Below are 24,977 nucleotides of genomic sequence, written 5' to 3'. Positions count from 1 at the left end.
GGCGGGCGAGCGCCCGCCCCCCGGGCGCTAGGAGTCGGCGGGGCGGCGCAGGAGGTAGGTGTCCATGATCCAGCCCTTCTCCGCCCGCGCCTTGGCGCGGGCCTCGGCGATCCGGGGGGCCGCCTCGGCGACCGTGCCGTGGATGAGGATCTCGTCGGGCATGCCGAGGTAGGCGCCCCAGAAGATCTCGACGTCGGGGTCGAGGTCGGCGAACGTGGTGTGCGCGTCGAGCATGACGACGACGTCGTCGACGCCGTCCGGCCAGTGTTCGGCGAGGCGGCGGCCCGTCGTGATCTGGACGGGCCGCCCGACCCGGTTGACGCCGACGCGGTGCCGCGCGGCGAGCGCCGACACGCTGGTGATCCCGGGGATCACCTCGATCTCGAAGGCGAAGCCGGGGCGTGCGAGCACGTCTTCGAGGATCGCGAGCGTGCTGTCGTAAAGGCTGGGGTCGCCCCACACGAGGAACGCGCCGGTCTGGTCGGGGCCGAGCTCCCGCTCGATCATGTCGGCGCACACGTCGGCGCGGCGGCGTCGCCAGTCGTGGACCGCCTCGGCGTACGCGCCGGCCTTCCTGTCGCGCTCGGGGTCGCGCCCGCGCACCAGCCTGACCGGACGGTCTCCCAGATGCCTGCGCAGGATCTCCTCCCGCACGTCCACGAGTTCCTGCTTGACCTCGCCCTTGTCGAGCACGAAGAACACGTCGACCCGTTGCAGGGCCTTCACCGCCTGCACGGTGACGTGGTCCGGATCGCCCGCGCCCACCCCGATGACCAAAACCGTCCGCATGCCCCCAAGTCTTCCCTACCTTCCGCGCCGCCGCTCACCCGGGCGGGCGCGTACCGGTGAGGGCTTGTAAGTGCGCACTTATTAGAGTTCACTTGGGGTGAGGAGCCAGGGAAGGGGTGCGGGATGGGCGGTCAGGTCGTCGCGGAGCGGGCGGAGGTCCGGACGTTCGGGCCGGGGTCGGTGCTGTGGGAGGAGTTCGGGCTGTGGACGTCGGCGTTCGCCGGACAGAGCGCGTTCCTCCTGCAGGTGATGCACCCGTCGATCGGGACCGTGGTGGACCAGCTGTCGAGCTTCCGGCGCGATCCCGTCGGGCGGGCGCGGCGCAGCTTCGCGTCGGTGCAGACCTGGATCTACGGCGGCGAGACCGCGATCGCGGAGGGCAGACGGCTCCGCGAGATGCACAAGGACCTCAAGGCGGTTGACGAGTCCGGCACGACCCACCACGCGCTCGCGGGCGAGCCGTGGGCGTGGGTCCACCTCACCGGGTTCCAGGCCGCGGCGTCGGCCGCGCGCTACTTCGCGCCGGACAAGTGGACGGACGAGTACGCCGACCGGGTCTACGCGGAGTTCCTCGACCTCGGGCGGATTCTTCAGGTCCCCGAGCGGCTGCTCCCGCCGACCGTCGCGGACTACCGCGCCTACTTCGACCACATGGTCGAGGACGTGCTGGTGGACCACCGGGTCGCCCATGACGTGCTGGACATGATGGACAAGGTCCCGCCGAACGTGCCGCGCGCGCTGCGGCCCGCGCTCGCGCCGCTGCACCGGGGCGTCGGCTCGCTCGGCAGGCTCGTCGCGACCGGCACCCTGCCGCCCGCCGCGCGCGACAAGCTCGGCCTGTCCTGGACGCCCGCCGAGGACCGCGCGCTCAAGGCCGTCGGTCGCGTCATCTCCCGGACGACGCCCCTGCTGCCGGAACGCGTCAGCTATATGCCGATCGCCTACCGCGCCCGCGAGGCGGCCCGCGCCAACGCCCGCCTCGCCGACGCCCTCGCGCACCGCCCGCTGTAGCGCGGGTCAGGGCGTCGGGGCGGGGAGGAGCCAGGGGACGCCCGTGCTGTTGGTGTGCGCGGTGAGGAGCGTGGTGACGATCGGGCCGAGGAGGGCGCGGAGGTCGGGGGCGAGGTCGAGCAGGAAGGTGTCGAGGCGGGTGACGATCGCCTGATGGGCGGCTTCGGCCGTCGTCTGGCCGGGCGGGGTGAGTGCGGCGTGCCAGATGCGGCGGTCGTGCGGGTCGCGGACGCGTTCGACGAGGCCGCGCCGCTCCACCCGGTCGACGAGTCCGGACAGCCCTGAGCGCTCGAGGTGCAGGGCGGTCGCGAGCGTGCCCATCGGGACCGGGCCGCGCACGAGGCGGCAGAGCAGCTGGGTCTGCTGTGGGGTGAGGCCGTGGTCGCGGCTCACGTCGGCGAACACGTGCTGCACCATGTGCGACAGCCGGACCAGCGCCTCGGCGGGCTGCAGCGGCTCGATCATCCCGGTCATGGAAACCTCCAATTCCTACCGTAGTTGACGGATATATCCGGCACGTCCTAATCTGCTGCGCACAGCGAACCTTTCGCAGTGCGAACCTTTCACACTGCGAAGTTTATCGCGCGCGCCGACCCCTGTTCCCGCGTGTCGAACCAGAAAGACCTCCCGTGCCAGCAACAGTCCGCGCCCTCACGGCGCTCGTTCCGCTCCTGCTCCTGCCCGCCTGCGCCTCCGACGCCTCCCCCGCCGCCGACGCGGTGCTCGCGGTCGCGCTGCCCGCCGACCCCGGCTGCCTCGACCCGCAGCAGACGGGCCAGCTCGCCGCGCTCGACGTGTCACGCTCCCTCGTGGACACCCTCACCGACCAGGACCCGGAGACCGGCGAGATCGTCCCCTGGCTCGCGCAGGAGTTCAAGGCGTCCCCCGATGGCAAGTCCTTCTCTTTCGTGTTGCGTGAGGGCGTCACCTTCAGCGACGGCACCCCGCTCGACTCCGACGCCGTCAAAGCCACCTTCGACAGGCTGATCAAGTTCCCGGCCAACGGCGCGCCCGCCTACCTGCGCGGCTACCAGGGCACCGACGTCGCCGACGCGCGCCGCTTCACCGTGACGTTCGACGCGCCGAACGCCCAGTTCCTCCAGGCGACGTCCGGGGCAGGGTTCGGCATCCTGTCGCCGAAGACCGCGACGGCAGATCCCGCCGAGCGCTGCCGTGGCGGGTTCGTCGGCTCGGGGCCGTTCGTGCTCGACCACTACACGGCGAACCAGGAGATCGTGATCAAGCGCCGCGAGGGCTACGCCTGGCCGTCGTCGCTCGCCGAGCACGAGGGCGAGGCGAAGATCGCCGAGGCGCGGTTCGTGTTCGTCCCCGAGGCGGGGGCGCGGACCGGCGCGCTCGCCTCCGGCCAGGTCCATGTCGCGCAGAACATCCAGGCCGCCGACCGCGCGCGGTTCGAGGGCGGCGGGTTCCGGCTGCTCACCAAGGCGGTGCCCGGGCTCGTGCCGCCGCTGTCCCTGAACCACGCCGGGGTGCTGGGCGACCAGCGGCTGCGCGCGGCGCTGCTGGTCGGCGTCGACCGGCAGGCCCTCGTGGACACCGTCCTCGGGCCGCAGTTCAAGCCCGCGACGAGCGTGCTGTCGTCCACGACCCCGTTCTACGCCGACCGCTCCGACCTGCTGCGCCACGACCCCGACCGCGCCAAGAAGCTGCTGGACGAGGCCGGTTGGAAGCCCGGACCCGACGGGATCAGGACCAAGGACGGCAAGGCGCTGAAGCTCGTCTGGCTGATCCCCGCGCCGACCCCGCCGGTGAACGAGCTCGTCCAGCAGCAGCTGCGCACGCTCGGGATCGACGTCGAGCTCCGCGCGGTCCCCCCGGCCAAGTACGTCGAGCAGCAGCAGAAGGGCGAGTTCGACATGACGGCCGTCGCCGTCACCCGCGCCGACCCCGACGTGCTGCGCAACATCTTCGCCACCAAGGGCGCGAACCTCTGGCGCCTGCCGCCGAGCGACCTCGACTCCTTCCTCGACGCGCAGGCCGAGGCCACCGACGACACAGCGCGCAAGGAGGCCGTGGACAAGGCGGTCACCTGGATACTCGAGCACGCCGACACCGTCCCGCTGTATGAGAACGCGCTGGTCCACGCGGTCTCCGCCAAGGTCGACGGGCTCGGCCTCGACGCCTCGACCCGGCTCTCGCTGCACGATGTCGCGCTCTCCTGACCGCACGGCCGTCCCGCGTTACCTCGCGGGACGGCTTCTGCAGGCCGCCGTCGTCGTCTGGGCGGCGTTCACCGTGGTGTTCGCGATCCAGCGGCTCGTCCCCGGCGACCCGGTCGAGCTGATGCTGAGCGGCCGCAACGGGTTCGAGGCCGTGCCGCCCGAGGACGTCGCGCGGGTCAGGGCTGAGCTCGGCTTCGACCGGCCGATCATCGTCCAGTACCTCGACGCGGCGGTCTCGGCGCTGCGCGGCGACTTCGGCACGTCGATCCAGACCGGCCGCCCCGTCGCGGCGATGATCGCCGAGGCGCTGCCCGCGACGCTTGAGCTCGGCCTCACCGCGCTCGCGCTGAGCGTCGTCGCCGGGATCGTGCTCGCGGTCGCCGCGAACCTCCCGCGCGGCGGCGCGGCGCGGGCGCTGCCGGGCCTCGCGGTCTCGCTGCCGTCGTTCCTGGTCGGGCTCGTGCTGATCCAGCTGTTCGCGCTGCGCTGGCCGCTGCTGCCGTCGCTCGGCGGATCGGGCCTGCCCGGCCTCGTGCTGCCCGCGTGCACGCTGGCGATCCCCGGCGCGGCGCTCGTCGGGCAGGTGCTCGGCCGCAGCCTCGCCGAGACCTTGCGCGAACCGTACTGCGAGACGCTCCGGGCGACCGGTGCGAGCCGGACCCGTGTGGTGCTGGGGCATGGGCTGCGGAACGCCGCGATCCCTGCCGTGACCGTCGCGGGGGTCCTCACCGGAGGGCTGATCGGCGGGGCCGTGGTCGTCGAGACAGTCTTCTCCCGGCAGGGGATCGGGCGGATCGTCCAGTTCGCGGTGTCGACGCAGGACCTTCCCGTGGTGCAGGGCGTCGTGGTGGTCGCGGCGGCCGGGTTCGCGGGGGTCAACCTGGCGATCGACCTGCTCTACCCGGTGCTCGACCCGCGGACCGTGCGACGGCCCGCCCAGCGCGTCAGGACGGTGAAGGCGTGAAGCGCGCGGTGCTCGACCGGGTCCGGAAGACCGGCGCTCGGGATGACAAGCCGGGCATTCCGGCCAAGAAGGGCCTGCGGGGCGGGGCGTCGCGGGCCGGGAACGTTCTCGCGGGGGCCGTGCTCGCGCTCGTCGCGGGGTGGGCGCTGCGGCCCGGCTGGTTCGCCGGGCACAGCGCGATCGAGGGGGTGCCCGCCGAGCGGTTCCGGCCGCCGGGACCCGGGCACCCGTTCGGCACCGACCAGCTCGGCCGCGACGTGTTCGCCCGGGTCGTCCACGGGACCGCGCCGTCGGTCCAGGCGGCGGTCCTCGCGGTCGCGCTCGGGCTCGCGGCGGGGGTGCTGCTCGGACTGCTCGCCGGGTTCTTCGGCGGGCTGCCCGAGACGCTCATCATGCGCGGCGTGGAGATCCCGCTCGCGATCCCGTCCGTGCTGCTGTCGCTGACCGTCATCAGCGTGCTCGGGTTCGGGACCGTCGAGATCGGGCTTGCGGTCGGCGTCACCGGGATCGCGACGTTCGCGCGGGTCACCCGGGCGCGGGTCCTGCAGGTCAGGGCGTCGCCGCACGTCGAGGCCGCGGTGCTCGCCGGGGGACGGCCCGCGCGGGTGCTCGTCCGGCATGTGCTGCCGTTCACCGCCGGGCCCGTCCTCGCGCTCGCCGCGCTCGACTTCGGGCTCGTCGTGCTCGCGGTGTCCTCGCTCGGGTTCCTCGGGTACGGCGCGCCGCCGCCCGCGCCCGAGTGGGGCGCGCTCGTCGCGGGCGGCCGCGACCACCTCGCGACCGCCTGGTGGCTCACCGTCCTGCCCGGGCTGACTGTCGCGGCCGTCGTACTCGCCGCGGGGCGCGTCTCCCGGGCGCTCCAGGACGGAGGCGAGGCATGAGCGGGCTCCTCACCGTGCGCGGGCTGCGCGTCGGCTACCCCGGCGTCGAGGCCGTCGCGGGCGTCGACCTGACCGTCGAGGCGGGGCGGATCACCGCGCTCGTCGGCGAGTCGGGATCGGGCAAGAGCACGCTCGCGCACGCGGTCCTCGGGCTGCTGCCGTCTAGCGCGCGGGTAAGCGCCGAGACCCTTGAGTTCGACGGGCACGACCTCACCCGGCTCACCGAACGGGAGTGGCGGCGGATCAGGGGACGGCGGATCGCGCTCATCCCGCAGGACCCGGCCGTCGCGCTCGACCCGGTGCAGCCGGTCGGCCGTCAGGTCGCGCAGGTGCTGCGGCTGCACGGCCTGGCACGCGGTCGGGCCGCCCGTGAGCAGGCCGTCGAACTGCTCGACCGGGCCGGGCTGCCGGACGCGGCGCGGCGCGCACGCCAGTACCCGCACGAGCTGTCCGGCGGGTTGCGCCAGCGCGTCCTCATCGCGGTCGCGACGGCCGCGCGGCCGCGTCTCCTCGTCGCCGACGAGCCCACCTCCGCCCTCGACGTGACGGTCCAGCGACGTGTCCTCGACCAGCTCGAAGACCTCGCCGCGACGACGGGCACCGCGATCCTGCTGGTCACCCACGACCTCGCCGTGGTCGCCGACCGCGCCCACCACGTCGCCGTCATGGCGGCCGGCCACCTGGTCGAGTCCGGCCCCACCGCCAAGGTCCTCGCTGCCCCCACCCACGAGCACACCCGCGCCCTCCTCACCCACTCCCCCACCCTCCACCCACCCGCGCCCGCCACACCCCGCGAACCCTCCGCGCACCTCGAACCCTCCGCACACCGCGAACCCTGCGCTCCCTTCGAACCCTCCGCGCCCTCCGCACCCCGCGAACCCTCCGCGCCCTCCGAACCCTCCGCGCTCTCCATGTCCTCCGAACGCTCTGCTCCCCTCGAACCCTCCGCGTACCTCGAACCCTGCGCGCCGCTCGTGCCCTCCGAGGCATCGGGTGGGGAGGAGCTGTTGGTCGTCGCCGGGTTGTGCAAGGAGTTCGGGGGGCGGGTGGCGGTCGACGGGGTCGGGTTCGGGGTCCGGCGGGGTGGGGCGCTGGGGCTGGTGGGTGAGTCGGGGTCGGGGAAGACGACGACGGGGCGGATCGTGGTCGGGCTTGAGCGGGCGACGGCCGGGTCGGTGCGGGTCGGCGGCGTCGAGGTCGGCGGGCTCGACCGGGCCGGGCTGCGCGAGCTGCACCGGAAGGTCCAGCTCGTCTACCAGAACCCGTACGCGTCGCTGAACGGGCGGATGACGGTCGCGGAGATCATCGCGGAGCCGCTCGCCAACTTCGCCGTCGTGCCGAAGGCCGCGCGGGACGCCGAGGTGCGGCGGCTGCTCGACGCCGTCGCGCTCCCCGCCGCGCTGGCGCGGCGCAGACCCGGCGAGCTGTCGGGCGGGCAGCGGCAGCGCGTCGCGATCGCCCGGGCCCTCGCGCCCGGCCCCGACCTGCTGGTCTGCGACGAACCCGTCTCGGCGCTCGACGCGACGGTCCAGGCTCGGATTCTCGACCTGCTCGCCGACCTGCGCCGCGACCTCGGCCTGACCTACTTGTTCATCTCGCACGACCTCGCCGTGGTGCGGCGGGTCTGCGACACCGTCGCGGTGCTGCGGGAGGGCCGGATCGTCGAGTCCGGCACCGCCGAGCGCGTCCTCACCGCGCCGGAGCACCCCTACACGCGCGAACTGCTCGCCGCCGTCCCCGGCGGACGGGCCCGCGCCGACCTTCTGAAGGACGTGACATGGACCTAGGACTCATCACCTTCGGCAGCCTCCTGCCCGACCCGCGCACCCGCGCGCTCCAGAGCCAGCGGGACCGCGTCGAGGACGTGATCAGGAGCGGCCGCGACGCCGAGGAGTTCGGCTTCGCCTGGTACGCCGTCGGCGAGCACCACTTCGGCGACCGCGACGTCATCTCCTCGCCCGCCCTCGTGCTCGCCGCGCTCGCCAGGGAGACCTCGACGATCCGGCTCGCGACCGGCACGACCCTCGTCGCCAACCGCGACCCGGTGCTCGTCGCCGAGGACTACGCGACGCTCGACCTGCTGTCGGGCGGGCGGCTCGAGATCGTCGCGGGCGGGTCGTTCTTCCCCGAGCCCTACCGGGTGTTCGGCCAGGAAACGGACAGCAAGGCGGCGCGCAAGCGGGAGAACGTGGAACTGCTGCTGCGGCTGTGGACCGAGGAGCGCGTCACCTGGTCCGGCGCGTTCCGGCCACCGCTTGACGCCGTCAGGCTCCAGCCGAGGCTGCTCCAGGACCGGCCGCCGCTGTGGATCAGCGGCGGCACCGGGCTCGACTCGGTGGAGCTGGCCGCAGCACACGGGCTGCCGCTGATCCTCGGGACGACCGCGCGGCCCGCCGCCGACTTCGTCCCGGTTTTTGACGCCTACCGCAGCCGCGTCGCCGAGCTCGGCAGGGCTCCCGGACGGCTCGGCGCGGCGAGCCATGTGTTCGTCGCGGAGACCTCACAGCGGGCCCGCGCGGTGTGGCGCGAGTACGTCGAGGCTTACGTGAACGTGCCGGGCTCGCCCGTGCGCGACTTCGACTTCGACGCCTACGTCGGCCCGGACGGCCCCGCCCTGTGCGGCAGCCCCGACGAGATCGTCGACCGGCTCGGCGCGCTGCGCGAGAAGTGGGGCCACGACCTGCACCTTCTCGCCGTCGACATCGGCGGGCTGCCGTACGACCTGGTCAGGGAGACCGCCGAGCTGCTCGGCGACCGGGTGCTGCCGCAGGTGCGGGGGCTCGCCCATGCTTGACCCCGACGTCCGCGAACTCGCCATGGCGAAAACGCTCGCGATCCTCACCACGCTCATGCCCGACGGCTCGCCGCAGAGCAGCGCGGTGTGGCCGCACGCCGACGGCGAACACCTGCTCGTCACCACCGGGACCGCGCGGCGCAAGTACCGCAACGTCGCCGCCGACCCCAGGGTGGCGCTGCTGATGCTCGACGGCGACAACCCGCGCCGCTACATCGAGGTGCGCGGGCGCGTCGTCGCGCTGGAGACCGGCGAGGCCGCGCTGGCCGTCGCCCGCGCCGCGTTCACCAAGTGGACGGGCTCCCCCGCCGTCCGGCCGACAGACGGCGAACGCGTCCTGCTGCGCATCATCCCCGACCGCGTGTACCGGAAGGACTGAACCCTTGCCCGAACTGCCCCCTGTCGTCGCGCCCGACGACCCCGTCGTGTCCACCGGGCGGATCGCCGACGTCCGCTGGTACCTCGACGGACGCGACGGCCACGCCGCCTACCTCGCCGGACACGTCCCCGGCGCGGTGTGGGTCGATCTCGACGCCGTCCTCGCCGGCCCGCCCACCGAGGCCGACGGACGGCACCCGCTTCCCGCACCCGAGGCGTTCGCCGCGGCGCTCGGCGCGCTCGGGTTCGGCGACGGCACACCCGTGTTCGCCTATGACGACGCGGGCGGCGGCTACGCCGCGCGGCTCGTCTGGCTGCTGCGCAGGATCGGCGCGCCCGCCGCGCTCCTGGACGGCGGCCTGGCCGCCTGGCCGGGGCCGCTCGCGACCGGTGCGGAGAGCCTTCCGCCCGCTTCGCGTGAGGCGGTGCCGTGGCCGTCGGAGGTGCTGCGGGACGCCGACGCCGTCGCGGACGCGCTGCGGACCGGCTCGGCCGTCGTCCTCGACGCGCGCGCCGCCGACCGCTACTCGGGCGCGACCGTGCTGCCCTCGGACGTCAGATCGGGGCATATCCCCGGGGCGCGGAACGCGCCGTGGGCCGGCAACCTCACCGAGGACGGGCGCTTCCACGCCCCCGAAGTGCTGCGCGAGAAGTTCCGCGCGGCGGGTGTCGGGCCCGGCTCCGACGTCATCGTGTACTGCGGCAGCGGGGTCACCGCGTGCCACGACCTGCTCGCGCTGGAGCGCGCCGGGCTCACCCGCGCCGCGCTCTACCCCGGCTCGTGGTCGGCCTGGTCGGCCGACCTCGGCAGGGCCGTCGCCACGTCCACCGGACCCCGGGAAGGGGAATAATGAGCGCGATCCTCGGCCAGCGGCTCGTCTTCGGCGCGGGCGGCGCGGTCGCGGGGCTGACCGCCGCCGCGACGCTCGACCTGGCGCGCAGCGCCGACGAACTCGGCTTCGACCTGTTCACCCTCAGCGACCACCTGCACAGCACCCGGCCGACGGTCGAGCCGATGACCGCGCTCGCCACGGTCGCCGCGCGCACCGAGCGGATCGAGATCGGCACGAACGTGCTCGGCCTGCCCTACCGGAGCCCGGCCGTCGTCGCCAAGACCGCCGAGACCCTTGACGCGCTCTCGGGCGGCAGGTTCGTGCTCGGCCTGGGCGGCGGCGGTTTCGACGCGGAGTTCACCGCGTTCGGCCTCACCGAACGCACCCCTGGCGGCAAGGTCGACGCGCTGCGCGAGGCGGTCACGATCATGCGCGACCTGTGGTCGGGCGGGCCCGGCGACTTCGTCGGGCGGCACTTCAGCACGCGGGGCGCGCGGATCGACCCGCTGCCCGCCCACCCGATCCCGATCTGGCTGGGCTCCTACGGACCGCGCTCGCTCGCCCTCACCGGCGAACTCGCCGACGGCTGGCTCCCGTCGCTCGGCAGGATCGGCCTGCCGGAGGCCGTCGCCCGCCGCGCCCAGGTCCACGCCGCCGCCGAAAAGGCGGGCCGCGACCCATCGGCCATCACCTGCGCCTGCAACCTCATCGTCCGCATCGACCCTACCCGCACCCCCACCCCCGAACTCGTCGCCGGCACCCCCAAGGCCGTCGCCGCCCAACTCATCGAAATCGCCAAGGCAGGCTTCACCGCCCAACTCCTCAGCCTCCCCACCACCCCCGACCAGGAACTCATAGCCAAGGAGGTCCTCCCCCAAGTCCGCACAGCCCTCCCCTAACCAACCCACCCCCCACCCCCACCCCTTGGGGGCGGGGACGTCAGGCCCCACACCCTGAGCGCCCCGGGAACCGCGCGGCCCCCGCCTGACGCGGCCGCCCGCGCAAGGGCCTCGGGCGCGCAGGCGGCGCGGCGGGCCAGAGGGATGCGCGGGCCCCACCTGACGACCCCGCTCGCACGGGGACCCGGGGCGCGCACGCGACGCGGGGTGCGCAGGGGAGGCGCGGGCCCCGCCTGACGCGGCCGCCCACACGGGGGCCCGGGGGGCGCAGGCGGCGCGGGGTGCGCGGGGGCGCGCGGGTTCCGCCTGACGGCCCCGCTCCCTTGGGGTGGGGGTGTTAGGTTTCTGGGGGTTGGGGGCGGGGGAGTTTGGGGCCGAATTGGCGGATTTGGGGGACTGTGGTGACCATGTGGGCGATGGCGCGGTCGGTGAGGCAGGTGTGGCGGTGGGGGGTGTCGCCGGGGAAGCGGACGAAGTCGCCGGCGCTGAGGTCGACGGGCTCGCTGAGGGGGCCGGTGCGGAGTTTGCCGGTGACGACGTAGAGGTGGTGCAGGGTCCCCGACGGGTGCGCGTCGATCGTCCGTGGCTCGTGGCCGCCCCGCTCGAACCTGAGCAGGAGGGTGCGGACGTAGCCCGAGCCGTAGACCTCGTCCATGACGCGTTCCGACCATGTCTCGTGGTCCTCCCACGCGCCCTCGTCGCGGCGCTGGACGAAGACCGGGGTGCCGAACTCGGTGAGCAGCCGCCGCACCGAGACGTCGAGGGCCGCGCCGAGGTGCGTCAGGGTCTCGACCGTCGGATTGCCGACGCCCTGTTCGATCTTCGACAGGGTCTGCTTCGACAGTCCCGACCTTCGCGCGACCTCCCCCAGGGACAGCCCGCGCTCCTGCCTGAACCGCCGCGCGTTCCTGGCGACAAGCTGGTTCGGTTCGGTCACCCCGGCACCTCCGTCACTTTAAATGGACCATCCGTCATCTTGACCTACTCACCGGGATTCCGCATCATCGTCACTGATAAGTGCCTTTTCGGGGCATTGTAAGTGACGAACCCCAAGCGAGGTGACCTTGACCGCCGCCACCCTCGACGTTCCGGGCCGGGACAACCGCGCCGCCATTGAGAAGGCGATCAACCTGCTTCAGGCGTTCGGCCCGCAGGCCACGGCAGGCGTCGGCGTCAGCGAGCTCGCGCGCCGGGCCGGCATGAGCAAGTCGACGGCGTTCCGGCTGCTCGGGACGCTGGAGCGCAGCGAGGTCGTGGAGCGCGTCGGCCGGAACTACCGGCTCGGCCGACGGCTGCACGAGCTCGGCAGCCACGTCTACGCGCCGGGCCACGACAGGGTCCGCGACGTCCTCATCCCCTACCTCGCCGATCTCTACGCCGACACCGGCGAGACCGTCCATCTCGCCGTCCTGCACGGGCCGGAGGTCGTCTACCTGGCGAAGCTGTACGGGCACCGGACCGTGCCGACGCCGTCGCGGATAGGCGGCAGGATGCCCGCGCACTGCACGGCCGTCGGCAAGGTGCTGCTCACGTACGCGCCCGAGGCCGCCGCCGAGGCGATGGCCGCGCCGCTCCCCCGCTTCACCCCGCGCACGATCACCGACGGCCCGCGGCTCGGCGCGGAGCTCGACAGAATCCGCGCCGAGGGCGTCGCCTACGACGACGGCGAGGTGCGGCCCGGCCTCGCCTGCGTCGCCGTCCCGGTGATGGGCCCGGCGGGCCGTCCGATCGCCGCGCTGTCGATCGCGGGTCCCGCCGAGCGCATCGACCCGCGCGCCCTGTCCCCCCGCCTGCGCCGGGTCGCCGCCGCCGCCGCGCAGGAGGTGCAGCGCGCTCGCAGGCACGCCCCCTCCCGCCTCGGCTGACGGCTTCGCTCAGGCCGCCGGTCCCGCGACCGCGCGCACGGCGGCCTTGTCGAGCTTGCCCGAGGCGTTGCGCGGCACCGCCGCGACGACCCGCACCTCGCGCGGCAGCTTGTAGCGCGCGAGCCGCTCCCCGGCATGGGCCCGCACCTCCTCAAGTGACGTCTCCGCGCCCTCCTCAAGCGAGACGACGGCGACGACGCGCTCCCCCCACTCCGCGTCCTCGATCCCGATGACGGCCACGTCGACAAGGCCCGGCAGGTCGGCCAGCGCCCGCTCGACCTCGGCCGGGTAGACGTTCTCGCCACCGCTGATGATCATGTCCTTGAGGCGGTCCACGATGAAGAGGAAGCCGTCGTCGTCCAGGTAGCCGATGTCGCCGGAGTGGAACCAGCCTTCGGCGTCGAAGGCCGCCGCCGTCGCCTCGGGGTTCTCCCAGTAGCCCGGCGTGACGTTCGGCCCGCGCACCACGATCTCCCCGGAGACCCCCGCCGCGACGGGCTCGCCGGTCCGCGCGTCGACCACGCGCACCTGCGTGTACGGCATCGCGATCCCCGCCGATCCGAGCTTGGCGAGGGTCGACTCGGCGGGCAGGTGGGTGGCGAACGGCGCGGTCTCGGTCAGCCCCCACGCCTGCTGGAGGGTGATCCCGTGCTCGGCGTAGGTTCTGATCAGCGACGGCGGCACCGGCGCGCCCGCCACCACGATCGACCGCAGCTCCGACAGGTCGGCGTCGAACGCCCCAGGCACGCGTGCGACCGCCGCGAGCATCGCGGGGACCATGAAAGTGGAGTTCACCCGGAATGTCACGAAGTCAGCGAGCGTCCTCGCCGGGTCGAAGGTGCGGCGCAGCACGATCGTGCCGCCGCGCACGAGGGACCGCATGAGGAAGCTGTTGAGCGCGCCGACATGGAAGATCGGGGCCGCCGCGTGCGTGACGTCGGTCCTGCGGGTGTCGATCACGGTGTCCACGTTGACCGCGTTCCACCAGATGTTCCCGTGGGTGAGCAGGACGCCCTTGGGGAGCCCGGTCGTGCCCGAGGTGAACATCAGGATCGCCGCGTCATCGAAGCCGCGCGACGCGACGCCGTCGAAGGCCGCCGCCTTCCCGACGGGTTCCGCCCAGCGCTCCCACAGCCCGGACACCTCGCCCGTGACGGGTACGGCAGGGTCATCGTCTACCAGGAGGAACCGCCGCAAAGCGGTCCCCTCCCGCGCGGCCTCCGCGACGGCACGGTGGCCGTCCTCGCAGACGAGGGTCGCCGCGCCGCTCCGCGCGAGGACGCCGCGCAGCTCGGGCCCGGCGAGCCTGAAGTTCACCGGGACGAACACCGCGCCGAGCCGGAACGCCGCGAGCATCGTCAGCAGGAACGACGGGCTGTTCAGGCCCAGGTAGGCGACGCGGTCGCCGGGGCCGAGCCCGCCTTCGGCGAGCACCGTCGCGAGCCGCGCCGCGCGGTCGTCGAGCGCGGCGTAAGTGAGGTCGCCGCCCTCGTAGCGCAGCACGACATGTCCTGGATTCGTCCTCGCGTGCCGACGGACCGCCGCCGCCGGATTGACGTCGACTCTCGCGCCGGAGTTCGCGGGGTGGGGAGTGCTCATCGCTGCCTTCCTTGCTGGGTGGGACGAAGGCCCGGCCCCGCCAAAGCGGAACCGGGCTGGGTTACTACCTCTGGGCGTCAGCCGGTGAAGGTGGTCGCGGCGTCGGAGGTGAAGGGGTCCTTGGCCACGACGAGGCCGCCCTTGACGGCCGGGTCGACCCGGTTGATGTAGGAGCTCGCGGACGGGAAGCGGGAGGCGTCGCTGAGGTTCAGCACGGGCATGACGCCCGTCTCGACCCCGTCGAGTGAGCGCAGCGCCTTGGTCAGGCCCTCCCGGGTAAGATCGCCGCCCTCGCACGCGGCGTCAATGGCCTGGCCCATGACGCTCGCGGTCGCGTAGCCGTAGTTGACCATGTTGGTCGGCTTCCCGTCGGGGTGGGCCGCGGTGTAGGCGTCGGCGATCGTCCGCGCCCCCGCGCTGCCGCCCGCGAACGGCTCGTACGACGTCGCCACGTACAGGTTGTCGGCGAGCGTCCGCCCGACCGGGGTGTCGAGCAGGGCGGGGTCGAAGCCGGGGCCGTTGGCGAGGATCGGCGTCTTCAGGCCGGAGCCCGCCGCGAGCCCTGCGATCGACGCCGTCTGGCGCGGGCCCGCGCTGACGATGAACGCCTGCGGCGCGCCGCCCGAGGTCAGCTCGTTGAACTGGGCGGTCAGGTCGGTCGCCGACGGCGCGACCTGCACCGACTTGACCTTGAGGCCGAGCGCGTCGGCCGCGTGCTTCGAGCCCTTGAGCGCGTCGCTGCCGTAGTCGCCCTCGAAGTAGACGTGGCCGAGGGTGTCCCCCTTCTTGATCTTGCCCTCGTCCAGCAGGTACTGGATGCCGTTGATGACGTCGACCGGGTAGGCGCTGCCGACGATGACGAGGCCGTCCTTGTTCAGCCAGTCCGTCGACCATGTGGCGGGCACGGTGACCGCGCCCGTCGAGGCGATCTTCGGCGCGAGTGCGGAGACGATCGGCGAGCCGAGCAGCTGCACGAACCCGAGCACCTTCGGTTCGAGCTCGGCGAACTGCGACACCGACGTCTGCACGTTGTAGGCGTGGTCGCGGATCTCCAGCTTCACCTGACGGCCGCAGACGCCGCCGTCGGCGTTGCGCTGGTTGAAGTACAGCTCGTTGCCCTGGACGAGGCTCTGGCCGAGCGGACCGAACACGTTGGACAGGTCGCTGAGGACGCCGAGGGTGAGGGTGGAGTCGGTGACGCCCTCGCCGGTCCTGACCGCGCCGTCCGAGGCGGCGTCGGGGGCCTTGGTGGAGCAGGCGGTCGCCGCGAGCGTGAGCGCGGCGACGGCGGTCATGCCGCGCAGGAGGGGACGGACGCGCATTTTTCGACCTTTCGGGGTGTGCCGCCGTGGCGGCTGGGGTGGGGGGTCAGCGGCGGGTGCGGCGCAGCCGCCGCCACAGCCCGGCGAGACCGCCGGGCTCGGCGATGAGGATCAGGACGAGCAGCGCGCCGAAGACGAACCTGGCGAACATGGCCGCGTCGAGGCCACCTGAGCCGGGCGCGGCGAGGAAGCCGAGCTCGCCGCTGAACCGTTCGAGCAGCAGCGGCAGCGCGGTGACGAACAGCCCTCCGGCGACGGCCCCCGGCACCGAGCCGAGCCCGCCGATGAGCGCCATCGCCAGGTAGAGCACCGCGAGGTGCAGCGAGAAGTAGTGCGGCACGATGAACCCGAACGCCAGCGCGGTCAGCACCCCGGCCGCCCCGGCGAACACCGAGGAGACGGTGAACGCGGCTGCCTTGTGCGCGCGCACCGACACCCCCATCGAGCCCGCCGCGGCCGGGTTGTCGCGCAGGGTCTGGAGGGCGCGGCCGGGACGTCCCCGCACGATCCGGCCCGCCGCGACGACCGAGACGGCGAGCACGGCCAGCGCGACGTACCAGAGCCGCTCCTGGCCGCCGAACGGGACGCCGAGCACCCACAGGTCGGGTGCGTCGCCCGTCAGCTCGAACCCGAAAACCGACAGCGGCGTCACCTCGCGCCCGTTGTACCCGCCGGTCAGCGGCACCGCGTTCTTCAGGACGTGCTCGCCGACGAAGACCAGCGCGAGCGACGCGACGCCGAGGTAAAGGCCCTTCACCCGGGCCGCGACGGGGCTGAACGCGAGCCCGGCAAGGCCCGCGAGGGCGACGGCGGCCAGTGCGGCGAACCACGACGGCAGCCCGAGTCCCTGGGCGTCGGACGTGCCGGGGACGCCCGCGAGGTAGGCGTAGGCGTACGCGCCGACCGCGACGAAGAAGGAGTGCGCGAGCGACAGCTGTCCCGCGGTCCCGACAAGGAGGGTCAGCCCGATCGCGCCGACCGCCGTCGCCATGCCGAGGACGCCGATGACCAGCCAGGAGCCTTCGAGGTAGAGCGGCACCGCGCACAGCAGCAGCGCGCACAGCACCACGACCGCCAGCCGGGGCGCGGCCTTGCGGGCGGGCGCGCGGGACACGTCGGCCCCGGTCTCGGGGCGTGCCGCGAGGGTCGTCTCAGACACGGTTCAGCTCCTTGGACCCGAGCAGCCCGGACGGCCGCCACATCAGGACGGCGAGCATGACGACGTACGGCGCGACGGTGCCGAACCCCTCGCCGAGGAAGTGCAGGGACGAGGCGTTGCCGTCGGCGAGCGTCTGGGTGACGCCGACGATCAGCCCGCCGAGGATCGCGCCCTCGGTGGAGTCGAGGCCGCCGATGATGATCGCCGGGATCGCGTTGAGCGCGATCAGCCCGGACGTCTGGTCGAGCCCGGGGTTGGGGAACCCGGCGAGGAAGACCCCCGCGACGCAGGCGAGCGCGCCGCCGATCGCCCACGAGGCGAGCGCGACACGGCGCTGGTCGATGCCCATGAGCGCGGCCGTGCGCGGGTCGTCGGCCGACGCGCGCATCCGCACGCCGAAGTCGGTGCGCCGGAAGACGAGGAAGAACACCGCGATGAGCAGCACCCCGACGCCGGTCGCGGCGAGCCGCGCCGCCGGCAGCACGGTCCCGAGGATCTCGACGCGCCCGTCGCCCCACGGATCGCCCATGGTGAGGACCTTGGAGCCGATGCGCCTTGCCAGTTCGGTCGCGAGCAGGATGTCCACGCCGATGGTGAGGATCGTCAGCACGAGGTGGTCGTGGCTGCGGGTCGCCGCGACGAGCCGCTCGATCAGCGCCGCGCACACCGCAGAGACCAGCGCGCCGAGCGCGAGCGCGGGCAGGAACCCGGTGTGCGGCGAGAGCACCGCGACGGCGTACGCGCCCGCGAGCAGGACCGAGCCGTGCGCGAGGTTGATGACCTTGGTGCCCTTGTAGATCACCACGAAGCCGAGCGCGATGAGCGCGTAGATCGAGCCGAGGGACACCCCGAGCAGCAGGAGTTGCAGAAGCTTCATGACGTTTCCTCACGTGCTGGCACGTCGGCCGAGCCGAGGTAGGCGGCGATGACCTCGGGTGAGCCGCGCACCTCGTCGGGGGTGCCGTCGGCGATGCGGCGGCCGAAGTCAAGGACGGTGACGCGGTCGGCGATCGCCATCACCATCGGCATGTCGTGCTCCACGAGCAGCACCGAGACGCCCAGCGCCGCCCGGACGCTGACGATGAGGTGGGCGATGTCCCACTTCTCGTGCGACGGCATGCCCGCGGCGGGCTCGTCAAGGAGCAGGACGCGGGGTTCGGTGCTCAGCGCGCGGGCGAACTCGACCCGTTTGCGGTCACCGTAGGCGAGGGACCCTGCGGGCGCGCCGAGCTTGTCGCCGAGGCCGACGAAAGCGGCGATCTCCTTCACCCTGGCGCGGTGCCGCGCCTCCTCACGGCGCGCGGACGGCAGCCCGAGCGCGGTCGCGGCGAACCCCGCCCCGGTCAGCCTGTGCCGCGCGACCATCAGGTTGTCCAGGACGCTCTCGTGCGCCGACAGCGCGATGTTCTGGAACGCCCTGCCGACGCCGCGCCGCGCGATCTCGTGCGGCCGGAGCGCGGTGATGTCCTCGCCGTCGAACGCGACTTTCCCGGCCTGCGGGCGGTAGTGGCCGCTGATGACGTTGAAGCACGAGGACTTGCCCGCGCCGTTCGGGCCGATCACGGCGTGGACGGTGCCGGGCGCGACGGTGAAGGCGAGGTCGTCGAGCGCGGTGACGCCGCCGAAGGCGAGGCGGACGCCGTCGAGGCTGAGGGCGCTCACGCCGACCACCTCGCGAGCGGGGCGCGGTCGGCGAACCTGCGCAGCTCGTCGGCGGTGCCGGAGCCGCCGAGGTACATCTCGCGGACGCCCTCGTCGGCGCGCAGCTCGGCGGCCGTGCCGGACAGGACGACCTTGCCCTGCTCCAGCACATAGCCCTCGTCGGCGACGGAGAAGGCCATCGCGGCGTTCTGCTCGACCACCAGAACGGCGGTGCCGCCGTCCCTGATCCGCGCGATGAGTGCGGCGATCCGCTCGACCACGAGCGGGGCGAGGCCGAGGGAGGGTTCGTCAAGGAGGAGGAGCCGGGGGCCGCTCATGAGGCCGCGCGCGATCGCGAGCATCTGCTGTTCGCCGCCGGACAGGAGGACCGCGCGCTGCCTGCGGCGGCGGGCGAGCACGTCGAACATGGCGTAGGACTCGTCAAGCCTGGTGCGCAGGGCCTTCCTGGCGACCGCCGCGCCCGCGCGCAGGTTCTCCTCGACGGTCAGGTCGGCGAAGACGCGGCGGCCCTCGGGCACGTGCGCGATCCCGCGCCTGACCAGCGCGGTCGGCCCAAGGCGGTGAACCGGCTCGCCGTCGAGCAGGATCGCGCCGTCCTCGACGCGTCCGCCGTCGAAGGACAGGACGCCGGAGACCGCCTTCATCAGGGTCGACTTGCCGGCCCCGTTGCCGCCGACCACGGCGGTCACCCGGCCCGGCCCGGCCCGCAGATGGAGTGCGGTCAGCGCGGGCGCGCCCTGCCCGTACCGCACGCTGACGCCGCGAACTTCCAGCATGTCCGTCATCTCCGCTTCCGGCGAGGTGTGTTGTCGCTCCCGGAACGTAAAGTGAGGGCGGTCACAGGTCCGTCCGGCGTTCCGCTCTACGGCACACGAGTCCGGCGGAAGGGCCTTTCTGGCTGGCCGGCGCGGCATTGGGCCGATCGTGTTCCGCACAGCGGCACGCCGCCTGCGCCCGGCCGACACGGCGGGTTGGGATCACAGCGGACGGCTCGATCCCACCCCCCGAAAGGCTCGTCATGCAACGACGCCGGAGGCGGCTCTCCCGCCTGACCGGAGGCGGCGCGCTCGCGCTCGCCGCGCTCATGCTCCTCGCCCAGCCCACTGCGGCGGGCCCGAAGCCGAAGCCCAAAACACCCGCGTGCGCGGACCTCGCGTCGCGGCTCCCCAAGTCCGCGACGGCGACGCTCGTCGCGGCGACCCCGACCGTGCCCGCGTACTGCCAGGTGGACGTGGTGCCCGAGCGCGACATCCACGTCAGGATCGCGCTGCCGCTCAGCGCCGCCGACCGGGGCGTCGGCGGCAAGGTGTCCGGGGCGTGGAACGGACGCGTCATCAACCAGGGCGGCAGCGGCTACGCGGGGATCATCGGCACGCCGGTGTTCGCCGTGCAGCGCGGCGAGGTCGGCTCGCACACCGACACCGGTCACAACGCCGCGTGGTGCGACGCGATCAACCCCAAGACCGGGAAGCCCAACGCGCAGCCGAACTGCGGGCTCGCCGGGGGCGGCTTCGTGCTGCCGCCGGGCGGGAAGCTCTCGACGTCGCAGGTCCGCGACTTCATCAACCGCAGCCTGTACGTGCAGACGACCTGGGCGCTCAAACTCACCAAGACCTACTACGGCAAGGAGGCGCGGCGGAACTACTGGGCGGGCGCGTCAACCGGAGGCCGTCAGGGCTGGGAGATGGCACAGCGGTACGGCGACCTCTTCGACGGCTACCTCATCGGCTACCCGGCGATGAACTGGAACCGGTTCATCATCGCCGAGGCGTGGCCCGCCGTCGTCGTCAACGACCTTCTCGGCCCGGGCGGCCTGTCGCCCGCCAAGAGCGACGCGGCCAACGCCGCCGCCGTGGCGGCCTGCGACGACCTCGACGGGGTGCGCGACGGCGTCATCGCCGAGCCGCGCCGCTGTGACTTCGACGCGCGCAAGGTCCCCGGCCTGAGCGCGCAGGAGGCCAAGGCCGTCAACATGATCTGGGACGGTCCGACCGACGCCAAGGGCAAGCGGCTCTGGGGCGGGATCACCCGAGGCACGTCCTTCGGCACCCTGCTCCCGGGCGGCACCGGCATGGGCGCGCTCATCGAGACCTACGTCCGCTACTGGCTGTATGAGGACGCGACCTTCGACTGGCGCTCCCGCCTCACGATCCGGAACTTCCCCGAGGCGTTCGCGCACTCCCAGCGCAAGTTCGCCAAGACCGCGGCGACCGACGACACCGACCTTTCTGACGTCCGCCGCGCCCGCGCCAAGATCGTCTACTACGTCACGACCAACGACCCGCTGATCGTCCCGTTCGGCTCCTACAACTACCAGCAGCGCCTCTTCGACCGTTACGGCGTCAAGGGCGTCCGCGAGAACGTGCGCACCTTCTACTTCCCGAACGTCGCCCACACCGAGCCCACCCTGACCGGCCCGGCCTCCGCCCAAACCCAACTCTTCGACGCCCTCCAAACCTGGACCGAAGGCGGCCCCGCCCCCACATCCTTCCGCCAACTCGACCGGGGAACCGGGGTGCAACGCACCATCTGCGCCTACCCCGACCTCGCCCTCGCCACCACCTGCAAGCCCATCACCAAGGTCCCCTCCGACCTCGCGGCGGCCTCCCGAACCGCGCACGACCCCCGCTGACCTGTGCCGCCCGCCGCCCACTCGGGCGGCGGGCGGGACCCGTCAGAGGGGGCCGAGGAGGGTGTGCGGTTCTGCGGGGAGGTTGAGGTTGGCCAGGGTGGTGAGGAGTTGGCGTTCCTCGTAGGCGAAGTGGGATTCCATGATGGCGGCGATGCCGTCGAGGTGGGCGGAGAGGGCGGCGGGTGGGGCGGCGGCGGTGATCGCCTTCTCGAACTCGACGAGCAGGGCCGCGATCAGTTCGTGGTCCTGGGTGAGTTTGGTGAGGATGGGGCGCAGGGACGGGTGGCGTTCGTAGAGTTCGGGGAAGAGCGCGGCGTCTTCTGCGGTGTGGTGGCCGTCGAGGGCGGCGCAGAAGCCCTTGCAGTACAGCAGTAGATCCCTGCGGGCCGCCGCGGTGTCTCCCGCGTCGAGGGACTCTCGGGCGACGCGCAGCGCGCGGCGCAGCCGCTCGTGCGCGGCCTTGAGTTCACGGTTCCAGGCGATGAGCCTGCTCTGTTCGCCCCGCGCATCGGCGGGGGCCGGGGGAAGGGTCACGAGGACCGCCTTCCTACTTCCACGCCTCCATGCCTGACGCGATCCGCCACCGGCACGCGACGCTGCCCGGCAGCCTATCCCGTCAGGCGTCCTTGCGGAGCTTCTCCAGTTCGAGCGCGAGGGTCTGCGCGTCGTAGGGGCCGGTGTGGCGGCGGTCGCCGATGAAGAAGGTGGGGGTGCCGCGCGCGCCGCTCGCCTCGGCGCTGGCGAGGTCGGCGCGGACGCGGGCGTCGGTGGCGTCGGCCTCCAGGTCGCGCAGGAACCGTTCGACGTCCAGGCCGAGCTCGCCCGCGTAGCCCGCGATGTCCTCGAACTCGAGCTCGTCCTGGTGGGCGAAGAGGGTGTCGTGCATGTCCCAGAACCTGTCCTGGTTGCCCGCGGCGATCGCGGCGCGGGCGGCGAGCTCGGCCTGGGGGTGGACGTCGGACAGGGGGAGGTTGCGGAACACGTAGCGCAGCTCGTCGCCGAACCGCTCGCGCATCTCGCGCGCCGCGCCGGTGGCCTTGGCGCAGAACGGGCACTCGAAGTCGCCGTACTCCACGAGCGTGAGCGGGGCGTCTACCGGGCCTCGGATGAAGTCGACGTCCGGGTCGACGGGACGGTCGAGGAAGCGCGGCAGGTCGGCGTCGCCCTCGCCGAGGAAGACGGCGGCGGCGCGGAAGATCAGCCAGCCCGTCAGGGTGGCGATGACGGCGGCGAGCAGGACTCCGACGGTGGCCTCGTCGCGCAGGATCGGATCATCGAACGCCAGGCCCGCGATGAGCAGCGACACGGTGAACCCGATTCCGGAAAGCGCCGCGCCGCCCATCAGGTGGCCGCGTCCGACGCCCTGCGGCAGCGTACCGAGGCCGAGCTTGGTGGCGAGCAGCGCGGTGCCGCCGACGCCGACGAGCTTGCCCAGCACCAGCGCGCACACCACCCCCCACGTCAGCGGTGACGACAGCGCCCGCATGAGCACCCCGTCGCGCAGGTCGACCCCGGCGTTGGCGAACGCGAACAGCGGGACGACGACGTAGCTGGCCCACGGGTGCAGCTGGAACTGCATCCGCTCGTTCACCGACACCGCGCGTTGCAGCCCGAGCCGCGCCGACCTGCTGACCTCCACGCGCGGCGACTGCCGGAACGCGCGGAACCGCTGCGCCGCGTCCTTGACGGCCTCGCGCGCCGGCTCGTGCGCGCCGATGAGCAGGCCGCCGAGCATGCCGGCGATCGAGCCGTGCAGGCCCGACTCGTACGTCGCGTACCAGAGCGCGAGCGCGACGACGGCGTAGGGCGCGGTCCGCCAGACGCCGAGCCGCGACATCAGCGCGAGCGCCCCGCACAGCAGCGCGACGGCGATGAGCGCGGGCGGGTTGAGGTGGTCGGAGTAGACGAGGCCGATGACGCTCACCGCGACGATGTCGTCGATGACCGTGAAGATCAGCAGGAAGATCCGCAGCTGGGTCGAGAAACGCGGTCCGACCAGGGCGAGCGCGCCGAGCATGAACGCGGTGTCGGTGCCGATCACCACGCCCCAGCCGCGCGCCTCGGGGCCCGAGGAGTTGATCGCGAGGAAGATCAGCGCGGGCACGACGATGCCGCCGACCGCCGCCGCGACGGGCACCGCGGCCCTGCGCGGGTTCGTCAGCTCGCCGACGGAGAACTCCTGGCGGACCTCGAGGCCGACGACGAAGAAGAACAGCGCCATGAGGCCGTCGTTGACCCAGTGTTCGAGGCTCATCGACAGCCCGCCGTCGCCGACGGACAGGGCCGCGTGGGTCTCCCACAGCTCCTCGTACAGGTGCGACCAGGGGGAGTTCGCCCAGGCCAGCGCAAGGACCGTCGCGGCGAGCAGAAGTCCCGCGCTGCCGGCCTCGGTGGTGAGGAACCGCCGGATCGGCGCGGCGACCTGCGCAAGCAGCGCCCGTTCCCTGGCCCTGCTCTCCAACACCTTCATCGGCCCCCCGTGCACCGGGAACGCACTCGCGTCCCCGGGGTTCATCGTGTCCGTTACCCACTCCCGCGCGCAAGATCCCCGCAGGCCGTCGGCGGTCGGCGGGCGCGTGAGCTGCATCTCCACCGCGGTCCCGCTGATTCGGACGGTCCGCGCGGTGATTAGGCTCGGCTGCGTGTTGAGTGACGCGCTGCCCGAGCCGGTCGCCGCGCTCGCGGGGCAGACCGACGCCATGGCCGAGCTGCTCGCCGAACTGGTGCGCATCCCGAGCGTGGGCGGATCGCCGGGTGAGGAGGACGTCCAGGGGTTCCTTGCCGGGTGGCTGCGTGATGAGGGCTTTGACGTCGACCATTGGGCGCTGCCGCTCGACCGGCTGCGGGCTTCGCCCGACTTTCCCGGGATGGAGGCGGAGCGGGCGCGGGCCTGGGGGCTCGTCGGGCGGCTGCCGGGGAGCGGGGGCGGCAGGTCGCTGATGCTGGCCGGGCACGTCGACGTCGTGCCGCCGGGGGACCCGTCGGCGTGGCGTTCGCCGCCGTTCGAGCCGGTCGTGCGTGACGGACGGCTTTACGGGCGCGGGGCCTGCGACATGAAGGGCGGGCTCGTCGCGCAGCTGTTCGCCCTGCGCGCGCTCCGCGGGACCGGCCTGCGCGGTGACGTGCTCGTCGCGTGCGTGGTCGGCGAGGAGGACGGCGGCGTCGGCGCGTTCGGGCTGCTCGAGCGGGGGTGGCGTGCCGACGCGTGCGTCATCGCCGAGCCGACCGGGCTCGACGTGGTGCCCGCCAACGCCGGGGCGCTGACGTTCCGGCTGCACGTCACCGGCCGCTCCGCCCACGCCGCGCGCCGCGACACGGGGGTGAGCGCGCTTGAGAAGTTCGTGCCCGTCTTCGCGGCCCTGCGCGCGCTTGAGGCGCGGCGTAACGCCGACGTCGACCCGCTGATGCGCCGCTGGCCGCTGCCCTACGCGATCGAGGTCGGCGCGGTCCGGGCGGGCGACTGGTCGTCGTCGGTGCCGGGCGACCTCGTCGCCGAGGGACGGATCGGCGTCGCCCTGCACGAGGGCCCCGCGGACGCCCGCCGCGCGCTGGAGGCGGCGGTGGCCGACGCCTGCGCGGCCGACCCCTGGCTCGCCGCCCACCCGGTGCGGGTCGAGTGGTGGGGCGGCCAGTACGCCGCGGCCCGCCTGCCCGCCGAAGACAACGCCCTGCTCGACGCCCTCACCCGCGCGCACACGTCGGTCACCGGCCGCGCCCCCGCGACCTGGGGCGCCCCCTTCGGCAGCGACCTCCGCCTCCTCACCGCCCTGGGCGGCATCCCCACCGTCCAATACGGCCCCGGCGACATAGACCACGCCCACGCCCCCAACGAGTCAGTCCCCCTCACCGAAGTCCTGACCGCCGCCCAAACCCTCACCACCCTGGCCCTAACCCACTCCCCCTAAGACCCCCGCGCAGTCCCTTCGGGACTGCGCGGAGAAGCGCGGTCCCCGCGCCCGGGTGGCCTCAAGGAGGAGGTTCGCGCAGGGCCGACGGGGCTAGGCGG

General features: G+C 73.3%; 23 protein-coding genes. 12 read left to right on the top strand and 11 right to left on the bottom strand.

Translation table 11 applies throughout. The features are described from left to right. Positions 1–27 precede the first annotated feature (27 nt). The gene (cobF, locus tag R9X44_RS30980) at positions 28–789 is read right to left on the bottom strand and encodes a precorrin-6A synthase (deacetylating) (protein WP_319817887.1); all 762 of its coding nucleotides are present in this window, start codon (positions 787–789) and stop codon (positions 28–30) included. 123 nt (positions 790–912) lie between these two features. Here cobF and R9X44_RS30975 point away from each other — a divergent pair, with 123 nt between their 5' ends. Next, complete coding sequence (locus R9X44_RS30975; RefSeq protein ID WP_319817886.1) at positions 913–1,800, top strand: oxygenase MpaB family protein; 888 nt, start codon at positions 913–915, stop codon at positions 1,798–1,800. A gap of 6 nt (positions 1,801–1,806) precedes the next feature. Here the strand turns inward: R9X44_RS30975 and R9X44_RS30970 are convergent, their stop codons facing one another. After that, positions 1,807–2,274, bottom strand: a complete 468-nt coding sequence (locus R9X44_RS30970; RefSeq protein WP_319817885.1) for a MarR family winged helix-turn-helix transcriptional regulator — start codon at positions 2,272–2,274, stop codon at positions 1,807–1,809. Positions 2,275–2,429: 155 nt separating this feature from the next. Between R9X44_RS30970 and R9X44_RS30965 the strand changes: the two genes are divergently transcribed. From R9X44_RS30965 to R9X44_RS30930, 8 genes are read left to right on the top strand one after another with little or no spacing between them, the layout of a single operon-like run. Beyond that, on the top strand, positions 2,430–3,983 hold the full coding sequence (locus R9X44_RS30965; RefSeq protein WP_319817884.1) for an ABC transporter substrate-binding protein: 1,554 nt from the start codon (positions 2,430–2,432) through the stop codon (positions 3,981–3,983). After that, positions 3,967–4,947: an ABC transporter permease gene (locus tag R9X44_RS30960; RefSeq protein WP_319817883.1), complete on the top strand. Its 981-nt coding sequence runs from the start codon at positions 3,967–3,969 to the stop codon at positions 4,945–4,947. The genes R9X44_RS30965 and R9X44_RS30960 overlap by 17 nt, the downstream gene beginning before the upstream one ends. Continuing rightward, positions 4,944–5,828: an ABC transporter permease gene (locus R9X44_RS30955; RefSeq protein WP_319817882.1), complete on the top strand. Its 885-nt coding sequence runs from the start codon at positions 4,944–4,946 to the stop codon at positions 5,826–5,828. Before R9X44_RS30960 ends, R9X44_RS30955 begins: the two co-directional genes overlap by 4 nt. Further along, entirely contained in the window at positions 5,825–7,615 is a 1,791-nt protein-coding gene (locus R9X44_RS30950) for an ABC transporter ATP-binding protein (protein ID WP_319817881.1), read from the top strand. The genes R9X44_RS30955 and R9X44_RS30950 overlap by 4 nt, the downstream gene beginning before the upstream one ends. Beyond that, positions 7,606–8,622, top strand: coding sequence for an LLM class flavin-dependent oxidoreductase (locus tag R9X44_RS30945; protein ID WP_319817880.1), 1,017 nt, complete (start codon positions 7,606–7,608; stop codon positions 8,620–8,622). The genes R9X44_RS30950 and R9X44_RS30945 overlap by 10 nt, the downstream gene beginning before the upstream one ends. Next, positions 8,615–9,001 (top strand): PPOX class F420-dependent oxidoreductase, encoded by a 387-nt coding sequence (locus R9X44_RS30940; RefSeq protein ID WP_319817879.1) that lies wholly within the window; start codon positions 8,615–8,617, stop codon positions 8,999–9,001. Before R9X44_RS30945 ends, R9X44_RS30940 begins: the two co-directional genes overlap by 8 nt. 4 nt (positions 9,002–9,005) lie before the next feature. After that, a complete protein-coding gene (locus R9X44_RS30935; protein ID WP_319817878.1) occupies positions 9,006–9,851 on the top strand; it encodes a sulfurtransferase in 846 nt (281 codons plus the stop codon). After that, positions 9,851–10,732, top strand: a complete 882-nt coding sequence (locus tag R9X44_RS30930; RefSeq protein WP_319817877.1) for an LLM class flavin-dependent oxidoreductase — start codon at positions 9,851–9,853, stop codon at positions 10,730–10,732. The genes R9X44_RS30935 and R9X44_RS30930 overlap by 1 nt, the downstream gene beginning before the upstream one ends. Positions 10,733–11,069: 337 nt before the next feature. Here the strand turns inward: R9X44_RS30930 and R9X44_RS30925 are convergent, their stop codons facing one another. Further along, entirely contained in the window at positions 11,070–11,669 is a 600-nt protein-coding gene (locus tag R9X44_RS30925; RefSeq protein WP_319817876.1) for an XRE family transcriptional regulator, read from the bottom strand. Between the two features lie 121 nt (positions 11,670–11,790). On the opposite strand from R9X44_RS30925, the gene R9X44_RS30920 reads away from it, so the two are divergent. Next, positions 11,791–12,597, top strand: a complete 807-nt coding sequence (locus tag R9X44_RS30920) for an IclR family transcriptional regulator (RefSeq protein ID WP_319817875.1) — start codon at positions 11,791–11,793, stop codon at positions 12,595–12,597. Between the two features lie 9 nt (positions 12,598–12,606). Here the strand turns inward: R9X44_RS30920 and R9X44_RS30915 are convergent, their stop codons facing one another. The 6 genes from R9X44_RS30915 to R9X44_RS30890 form a co-directional block, all read right to left on the bottom strand. Next, positions 12,607–14,196: a long-chain fatty acid--CoA ligase gene (locus R9X44_RS30915; protein ID WP_319817874.1), complete on the bottom strand. Its 1,590-nt coding sequence runs from the start codon at positions 14,194–14,196 to the stop codon at positions 12,607–12,609. A 77-nt stretch (positions 14,197–14,273) separates the two neighbouring features. Then, positions 14,274–15,518 carry an ABC transporter substrate-binding protein gene (locus tag R9X44_RS30910; protein WP_319817873.1) on the bottom strand — a complete coding sequence of 415 codons (1,245 nt, stop codon included), beginning with the start codon at positions 15,516–15,518 and terminating at the stop codon, positions 14,274–14,276. A gap of 46 nt (positions 15,519–15,564) precedes the next feature. Continuing rightward, complete coding sequence (locus R9X44_RS30905) at positions 15,565–16,677, bottom strand: branched-chain amino acid ABC transporter permease (RefSeq protein WP_319817872.1); 1,113 nt, start codon at positions 16,675–16,677, stop codon at positions 15,565–15,567. After that, positions 16,670–17,554: a branched-chain amino acid ABC transporter permease gene (locus tag R9X44_RS30900; RefSeq protein WP_319817871.1), complete on the bottom strand. Its 885-nt coding sequence runs from the start codon at positions 17,552–17,554 to the stop codon at positions 16,670–16,672. The genes R9X44_RS30905 and R9X44_RS30900 overlap by 8 nt, the downstream gene beginning before the upstream one ends. Continuing rightward, entirely contained in the window at positions 17,551–18,339 is a 789-nt protein-coding gene (locus tag R9X44_RS30895) for an ABC transporter ATP-binding protein (protein ID WP_319817870.1), read from the bottom strand. Before R9X44_RS30895 ends, R9X44_RS30900 begins: the two co-directional genes overlap by 4 nt. Beyond that, a complete protein-coding gene (locus R9X44_RS30890) occupies positions 18,336–19,115 on the bottom strand; it encodes an ABC transporter ATP-binding protein (protein WP_319817869.1) in 780 nt (259 codons plus the stop codon). The genes R9X44_RS30895 and R9X44_RS30890 overlap by 4 nt, the downstream gene beginning before the upstream one ends. 242 nt (positions 19,116–19,357) lie before the next feature. Between R9X44_RS30890 and R9X44_RS30885 the strand changes: the two genes are divergently transcribed. Continuing rightward, the gene (locus tag R9X44_RS30885) at positions 19,358–20,971 is read left to right on the top strand and encodes a tannase/feruloyl esterase family alpha/beta hydrolase (RefSeq protein ID WP_319817868.1); all 1,614 of its coding nucleotides are present in this window, start codon (positions 19,358–19,360) and stop codon (positions 20,969–20,971) included. Positions 20,972–21,013: 42 nt separating this feature from the next. On the opposite strand, the gene R9X44_RS30880 is transcribed toward R9X44_RS30885, so the two are convergent. After that, positions 21,014–21,505 (bottom strand): hemerythrin domain-containing protein, encoded by a 492-nt coding sequence (locus R9X44_RS30880; protein ID WP_319817867.1) that lies wholly within the window; start codon positions 21,503–21,505, stop codon positions 21,014–21,016. Between the two features lie 82 nt (positions 21,506–21,587). Then, positions 21,588–23,441, bottom strand: coding sequence for a Na+/H+ antiporter NhaA (nhaA, locus tag R9X44_RS30875; protein WP_319817866.1), 1,854 nt, complete (start codon positions 23,439–23,441; stop codon positions 21,588–21,590). 172 nt (positions 23,442–23,613) lie between these two features. Between nhaA and R9X44_RS30870 the strand changes: the two genes are divergently transcribed. Beyond that, positions 23,614–24,876: an ArgE/DapE family deacylase gene (locus R9X44_RS30870; RefSeq protein WP_319817865.1), complete on the top strand. Its 1,263-nt coding sequence runs from the start codon at positions 23,614–23,616 to the stop codon at positions 24,874–24,876. Positions 24,877–24,977 lie beyond the last annotated feature (101 nt).

Source organism: Actinocorallia sp. A-T 12471, assembly GCF_033875155.1.
GTDB lineage: Bacteria > Actinomycetota > Actinomycetes > Streptosporangiales > Streptosporangiaceae > Actinocorallia.
This window is presented reverse-complemented; position numbering and strand designations above follow the sequence as displayed.

What these genes read in the sequence shown, in the direction of transcription:
- cobF (WP_319817887.1), bottom strand. Translation starts at nt 789, where the DNA reads ATGCGGACGGTTTTGGTCATCGGGGTGGGCGCGGGCGATCCGGACCAC.
- R9X44_RS30975 (WP_319817886.1), top strand. Translation starts at nt 913, where the DNA reads ATGGGCGGTCAGGTCGTCGCGGAGCGGGCGGAGGTCCGGACGTTCGGG.
- R9X44_RS30970 (WP_319817885.1), bottom strand. Translation starts at nt 2,274, where the DNA reads ATGACCGGGATGATCGAGCCGCTGCAGCCCGCCGAGGCGCTGGTCCGG.
- R9X44_RS30960 (WP_319817883.1), top strand. Translation starts at nt 3,967, where the DNA reads ATGTCGCGCTCTCCTGACCGCACGGCCGTCCCGCGTTACCTCGCGGGA.
- R9X44_RS30950 (WP_319817881.1), top strand. Translation starts at nt 5,825, where the DNA reads ATGAGCGGGCTCCTCACCGTGCGCGGGCTGCGCGTCGGCTACCCCGGC.
- R9X44_RS30945 (WP_319817880.1), top strand. Translation starts at nt 7,606, where the DNA reads ATGGACCTAGGACTCATCACCTTCGGCAGCCTCCTGCCCGACCCGCGC.
- R9X44_RS30940 (WP_319817879.1), top strand. Translation starts at nt 8,615, where the DNA reads ATGCTTGACCCCGACGTCCGCGAACTCGCCATGGCGAAAACGCTCGCG.
- R9X44_RS30930 (WP_319817877.1), top strand. Translation starts at nt 9,851, where the DNA reads ATGAGCGCGATCCTCGGCCAGCGGCTCGTCTTCGGCGCGGGCGGCGCG.
- R9X44_RS30915 (WP_319817874.1), bottom strand. Translation starts at nt 14,196, where the DNA reads ATGAGCACTCCCCACCCCGCGAACTCCGGCGCGAGAGTCGACGTCAAT.
- R9X44_RS30910 (WP_319817873.1), bottom strand. Translation starts at nt 15,518, where the DNA reads ATGCGCGTCCGTCCCCTCCTGCGCGGCATGACCGCCGTCGCCGCGCTC.
- R9X44_RS30900 (WP_319817871.1), bottom strand. Translation starts at nt 17,554, where the DNA reads ATGAAGCTTCTGCAACTCCTGCTGCTCGGGGTGTCCCTCGGCTCGATC.
- R9X44_RS30890 (WP_319817869.1), bottom strand. Translation starts at nt 19,115, where the DNA reads ATGCTGGAAGTTCGCGGCGTCAGCGTGCGGTACGGGCAGGGCGCGCCC.
- R9X44_RS30885 (WP_319817868.1), top strand. Translation starts at nt 19,358, where the DNA reads ATGCAACGACGCCGGAGGCGGCTCTCCCGCCTGACCGGAGGCGGCGCG.
- nhaA (WP_319817866.1), bottom strand. Translation starts at nt 23,441, where the DNA reads ATGAAGGTGTTGGAGAGCAGGGCCAGGGAACGGGCGCTGCTTGCGCAG.